Annotated in this window: 7 protein-coding genes and 1 pseudogene; 4 read left to right on the plus strand and 4 right to left on the minus strand. The window is 43.9% G+C overall.

Going from position 1 to position 5,241, the window contains the following annotated elements:
• The 4 genes from CVN76_RS20565 to CVN76_RS20580 all read left to right on the plus strand — a co-directional run.
• Positions 1-800: amidohydrolase family protein (locus CVN76_RS20565; RefSeq protein ID WP_157805731.1), on the plus strand; the 800-nt coding region annotated here is incomplete at its 5' end.
• A gap of 44 nt (positions 801-844) precedes the next feature.
• Positions 845-2,323 carry an NCS1 family transporter gene (locus CVN76_RS20570; RefSeq protein WP_100532854.1) on the plus strand — a complete coding sequence of 493 codons (1,479 nt, stop codon included), beginning with the start codon at positions 845-847 and terminating at the stop codon, positions 2,321-2,323.
• Between the two features lie 17 nt (positions 2,324-2,340).
• The gene (locus CVN76_RS20575; protein WP_057915016.1) at positions 2,341-2,556 is read left to right on the plus strand and encodes a hypothetical protein; all 216 of its coding nucleotides are present in this window, start codon (positions 2,341-2,343) and stop codon (positions 2,554-2,556) included.
• A 229-nt stretch (positions 2,557-2,785) separates the two neighbouring features.
• Positions 2,786-4,420: a PucR family transcriptional regulator gene (locus CVN76_RS20580; protein ID WP_100532855.1), complete on the plus strand. Its 1,635-nt coding sequence runs from the start codon at positions 2,786-2,788 to the stop codon at positions 4,418-4,420.
• 135 nt (positions 4,421-4,555) lie between these two features.
• Here CVN76_RS20580 and yhfH (CVN76_RS20585) read toward each other — a convergent pair whose 3' ends face one another.
• From yhfH (CVN76_RS20585) to CVN76_RS31895, 4 genes and pseudogenes are all read right to left on the minus strand, one after another.
• Positions 4,556-4,699, minus strand: coding sequence for a protein YhfH (yhfH, locus tag CVN76_RS20585; protein ID WP_442857525.1), 144 nt, complete (start codon positions 4,697-4,699; stop codon positions 4,556-4,558).
• Positions 4,700-4,723: 24 nt separating this feature from the next.
• The gene (yhfH, locus tag CVN76_RS20590) at positions 4,724-4,864 is read right to left on the minus strand and encodes a protein YhfH (RefSeq protein WP_442857550.1); all 141 of its coding nucleotides are present in this window, start codon (positions 4,862-4,864) and stop codon (positions 4,724-4,726) included.
• 24 nt (positions 4,865-4,888) lie between these two features.
• Positions 4,889-5,029: a protein YhfH gene (gene yhfH / locus CVN76_RS20595; protein ID WP_442857592.1), complete on the minus strand. Its 141-nt coding sequence runs from the start codon at positions 5,027-5,029 to the stop codon at positions 4,889-4,891.
• A gap of 24 nt (positions 5,030-5,053) precedes the next feature.
• Positions 5,054-5,140 (minus strand): annotated as a pseudogene (locus tag CVN76_RS31895) (protein YhfH); the annotation flags it as partial.
• Between the last annotated feature and the right edge of the window lie 101 nt (positions 5,141-5,241).

A 5,241-nucleotide genomic window follows, 5' to 3' on the forward strand; every position in this document is an offset into this window, starting at 1 on the left:
ACCATGCGCTAACAAGGCCTCCCGAGCTTGAGGGGGAAGCTACTGGGCGGGCCGCAAAATTGACGGAGATGGCGAACGGGCAGCTCTATGTCGTTCATGTCACTTGTGCAGATGCGGTAGAAAAGATCACCGAGGCAAGAAATAAAGGGGTTGATATTTGGGGCGAGACTTGTCCGCAATACTTGGTTTTGGACCAGTCTTATCTTGAAAAGCCCCATTTCGAGGGATCGAAATATGTGTGGTCACCACCGTTAAGGGAGAAGAAGAATCAGGAAGTGCTATGGAATGCCTTGAAAATGGGTCAGCTGCAAACGGTAGGTTCCGATCAATGCTCCTTCGATTTCAAAGGTCAGAAGGATTTAGGAAGAGATGATTTTACGAAAATACCGAATGGCGGCCCCACGATTGAAGACCGCATGAGCATCGTTTTTTCCGAAGGGGTCAAGAAAGGGCGCATCACCTTGAATCAATTCGTCGACGTGACTTCTACACGTGCGGCCAAGCTTTTTGGATTATTCCCGAAAAAGGGGACGATTGCTGTAGGGTCGGATGCCGATATCGTCATTTTTGATCCGGAGGCGGAAAGGACGCTATCCGTCGATACACATCATATGGCGGTGGATTATAATGCCTTTGAAGGCATGGAGATTACTGGAGAACCAGTATCGGTCCTTTCCAGAGGGGAGTTTGTGATTAAAAATAAACAGTTTGTAGGTGAGGCAGGAAAAGGGCAATTCCTGAAAAGGGCAAAATACAATGCGGATTTGAAGTCCGCTTCAGGAAAAAAGCTGCCGGTTTGAAACTTCGGTAAAATGAAGGCAAATGGATAGAGGGGGATTTTTCCATGAGTGTGAAGAAAGATTATCTAAAGTCTCCCGATTTGCTGCCCATACCTCATAATGAGAAAAACATAAGTGCAGCCGGATTTGGGTTCATTTGGGTGGGGATGGCAGTGGTGTTGGCTGCCTTCGCGATTGGCGGGAACGGCGTCCAACGTTTATCCCTGGGCTGGGTCGTGCTTGCAACGGTCATCGCCTGTGTGGTTCTCGGTTTTTTGATGACAATGACAGGAGATATTGGAGTGGAGCATGGCATATCATTCCCAGTCTACATGAGGGCTCCTTTCGGAACGATCGGCACCCACATTCCCTCGGTTGTGCGGGGGTTTGTCGCTTCATGCTGGTTTGGCCTTAACACCTACTTTGGGGCGACTGCAATGAATGCCATCTTTGCAACCCTCTTTGATTTTGATAATTGGTTCATCTGCTTCCTCGTTTTTGCCGTTTTACAATTGGTGAACACGGCAATGGGGATCAAGTCGATAGAACGGTTTGCCGACTTGGCAGCGCCCGTTATCATTTTGATTTCCGGCTGGATGTATTTCACCCTTTCCGATCAAGCTATAGCCCAAGGCAGGGAAGTATGGACCTGGATCGAAAGCCCGGTAAGCGGCGGGGCCGCGGGGACAGCATTCATGGTCGTCATCATGGCAAATATGGGCTTTTGGGGGACGTTGACGGCTGATATGCCGACACTCTCCCGTTTTATAAAGGCACCGAAAAATGAAAAAAACTGGTTCAAGCGCAATAAAGGGCAAATCATTGGGAATATTATCACCTATCCCATCACTCAAACGTTTATGGTCATCATCGGAGCTGTTTCTTATATGGCCGTTTCCAATTATGACCCTGTAGTTGCCATACAGGGATCGGCAAGCGGAATGGCACTCGGGGTCCTTTTGATCATGATCGTTTTTGCTCAATGGTCGACGAATACGACAGCCAATGTCATTCCCGCAGCTACTATTTTTTCCAATGTCATGGGTCCGAGGATGCCATTTTGGGCTGGGGTTGTTGTAGCGGGGGTCATCGGGATAGTTGTTCAGCCATGGAGCCTGTTCGGTATCATAATAGAAGTTTTATTGATCATTGGCGGAATCCTGGCGTCCATTGTCGGTATACTTGTAGCTGATTATTATTTACTCCGCAAAAGGCGGGTTCATGTAGAAGATCTCTATGAAGCTGATGGGCAATATAGATACTTAAATGGAGTGAATTGGGCAGGAATCATTTCTTGGGTGATTGGTGGAATCGGTGCCACGATTTATGCGAATTACTCATTTATCATCGGTTTTGTCCTTGGCGGTGCAAGCTATTATGTATTGGCTAAGTTTTGGTGGTTCAACAAATATGAACAAGCTGAAATCATTGATCCCAGTGATGAGAAATATCTGGGCATATCAGTGGGGAGGGATTGGAAGATAGATTTAGAATCTGAAGAAGACATGGTCATTACGGCTGCAACTGGCGGGGAAAACGTATAAAAAAAGGGGGAGTGCAAATGTCCGAATATCAAGAGTATCGCCTGGAAAGGGAGCAAATCGATTTCTTGCTTGAAAGAGGATATCGAATCACCCGGGTTTCGGAAAATTTAAGTGGTGCGTTTCTCGATTTTGAATTGATCGAGGGGACGAAACAGGAATGGAAGCAGTTGAATATCAAAACCCCTGAAGGAAGAAAATACTTCTCTACATTGCTTTTCAGGAAGTTGAATTGAACATGAAATAGTTAACTTTCCTGGGCCTATTCCTCGATGAATGGGTCCTTTTTTTTTGTACCGTCATTTTTTAAGATTTAAAGGATAGGAAAGCAGAGTAGGGAGATGGAAAAGGCAAGACTTTTGTAGAATTTTGACGTTAGATTTTCTGACAAGTACTGGAGATTTGAAGAACGTCCGTTTATAATAGGTTTTAAAGCAGTTTTATAAAAGGAAAGGATGTGAATGGATGAATACGTCGATTACGATCGAGGAAATTCTTATGCGAAAGTATTTCAACCTGACCGATATAATTGCTGGAAGCAGTGGAATAAAGCGTCAGGTGAAGTGGGTCCACTGTATGGAAGTCACCCAAATCAGCCATTTGTTAAATGGAAACGAATTGATTCTGACCACCGGCTTGGGTTGGAAAAAATGCGATGACACATTTCTTTCCTATTTAAAGCAATTGATTGAATGCAACGCTGCCGGACTTTGTATAGAAATGGGCTCCAACATGCTGACAGTGCCGCAAAGCGCCATCGATCTTGCAAATGAACACCAATTCCCTATCATCCTATTTCATGAAGAAGTGCCTTTTGTGAAAATCACACAGGATATCCACACCTTAATCATCAATAAACAATACCAGATGATCTCCAACTTAGAAAACTACTCCCAGCAGTTAAATAAAAATCTCCTCGAAATGGACCATTATGAACAAATTCTAAAATTTCTCCATAGTTATTTGAATGTACAGGTCATTCTGATCTTTAATGAAAATGACATAGCGACCATTCCAAGAACCAAGAAAGAATTAACCTATCAAATGATAGCGGACGATTATGATGAAAAAACGAAACTGAACAAAACGTTGCTTAAACAGGCGATTCAAGTGCTCGGTGAGAATTATGCGGAACTGTACATATATAGTGATGATAGAGAGCTGACGGACTTTGATTCGCTTATTTTGGATAGGACGGCTACAGCGCTGGCACAGCATCTATTAAGGGAATTATATATAGAAGAGAAGAAAATGTCGGAAGAGAGTAAATGGCTGACCGACTGGATCGAAGGGGAGATTGGCGATGAAGCGATCCGGGAGAGGCTTTCCTATATCGATCCGAAGATGCAGCTAGGTGGCGGAATGGTTTGCATTTGCAAACAGCATTCAAGGAATAATAAAAGTGCTGCCAAATTGGATGGAACCTATTTTAAGATCATGTTTAGGACGGTGTTTGAACAGTATGGATTTCATGTTTTTTCCATGGAAATTCACCAGCAGCTTGTGTTCATATTAGGAGACAATCGCTCATCTGAAGATTGGAAATCGAGGGTGACAAGCGCAGTGGATCGCATGATGAAAATGGATCTGGGCAGCCGGAATCGTATGGGGCAGCTTTCGATGGGTTTTGGAAAGCATGTACAAAGATTAAACGAGATTTATAAAAGCTATGAAACGGCACGCGAGACCCTGCTGCTTCAAGATAGTTTACCAGAAGAGAACAGGAGCATTTTTTATCAGGACTTACATATGCATCGCATGATTTCGCTCTTGAATAAACATGGAAACCTGGAGGAAACGGTGCACGAGTACCTAGGTCCTGTCATTGAATATGACAAGCAAAACAATGGCGAGTTAATGCCTACCCTGAAGTCATATCTTGCATGTAACGGATCTAAACAGGAAACTTCCAAACAACTATTCATTGTAAGGCAAACTCTATATCATAGACTGGAAAAGCTAGAGAAACTGTTAGGCTCCGATTTCATGCGATCGGATAAGCGTCTCGGCCTGGAATTCATGATTTTTGCATTGGACTTCCTTCAGTACAGCAGCAGGGACGTCACTGGGAATTATGTGAATAAATATATGGGGAAGTGAAATAAACATGAAGGGTGTCCAAGGGACATCCTTTTTGGCATGGTAAATGAAATGGGAGCTCATATACTGATGAATGGAGGGGGAAATGCTGACATCATAATAGGGGATATGGCAATGGGATGTCAGCATCCTTTTTCAATACTCATCTTTTTTGGATAAGCAATGATCACATTCCAAGAGATACGATTCAGCTTGCTCGGTGATGGTGGTTCCGCACTCCGTACATTGTTTAGGCGGCAGGTTCCTGAAAAACTCCATAGGGTTTTTAGTTTGCATCATGATTCCTCCTCATATTTCGGTCGATTAGTCTTCGCGTTTGGAAAGGCAGTGATCGCATTCCAAGAGATACGATTCAGCTTGCTCGGTGATGGTGGTTCCGCACTCCGTACATTGTTTAGGCGGCAGGTTCCTGAAAAACTCCATAGGGTTTTTAGTTTGCATCATGATTCCTCCTCATATTTCGGTCGATTAGTCTTCGCGATTGGAAAGGCAATGATCGCATTCCAAGAGATACGATTCAGCTTGCTCGGTGATGGTGGTTCCGCACTCCGTACATTGTTTAGGTGGCAGGTTCCTGAAAAACTCCATAGGGTTTTTAGTTTGCATCATGATTCCTCCTCATATTTCGGTCGATTAGTCTTCGCGTTTGGAAAGGCAGCGATCGCATTCCAATAGATAGGAATTTGAATGGTCGACATGTGTTTCACCACATTCGGGGCAATGAGTAACGGAATCGATCGTCAATGAATTTGTTTGGTTTGCTTGCATGTCTTGATCCTCCTTATAGTACAGTTTAAGTTGTTTGTTTGTTGTTATAATAC

The sequence above is a fragment of the Bacillus sp. mrc49 genome (assembly GCF_002803435.1).

What these genes read in the sequence shown, in the direction of transcription:
- CVN76_RS20570 (WP_100532854.1), top strand. Translation starts at nt 845, where the DNA reads ATGAGTGTGAAGAAAGATTATCTAAAGTCTCCCGATTTGCTGCCCATA.
- CVN76_RS20575 (WP_057915016.1), top strand. Translation starts at nt 2,341, where the DNA reads ATGTCCGAATATCAAGAGTATCGCCTGGAAAGGGAGCAAATCGATTTC.
- CVN76_RS20580 (WP_100532855.1), top strand. Translation starts at nt 2,786, where the DNA reads ATGAATACGTCGATTACGATCGAGGAAATTCTTATGCGAAAGTATTTC.
- yhfH (WP_442857525.1), bottom strand. Translation starts at nt 4,699, where the DNA reads ATGATGCAAACTAAAAACCCTATGGAGTTTTTCAGGAACCTGCCGCCT.
- yhfH (WP_442857550.1), bottom strand. Translation starts at nt 4,864, where the DNA reads ATGATGCAAACTAAAAACCCTATGGAGTTTTTCAGGAACCTGCCGCCT.
- yhfH (WP_442857592.1), bottom strand. Translation starts at nt 5,029, where the DNA reads ATGATGCAAACTAAAAACCCTATGGAGTTTTTCAGGAACCTGCCACCT.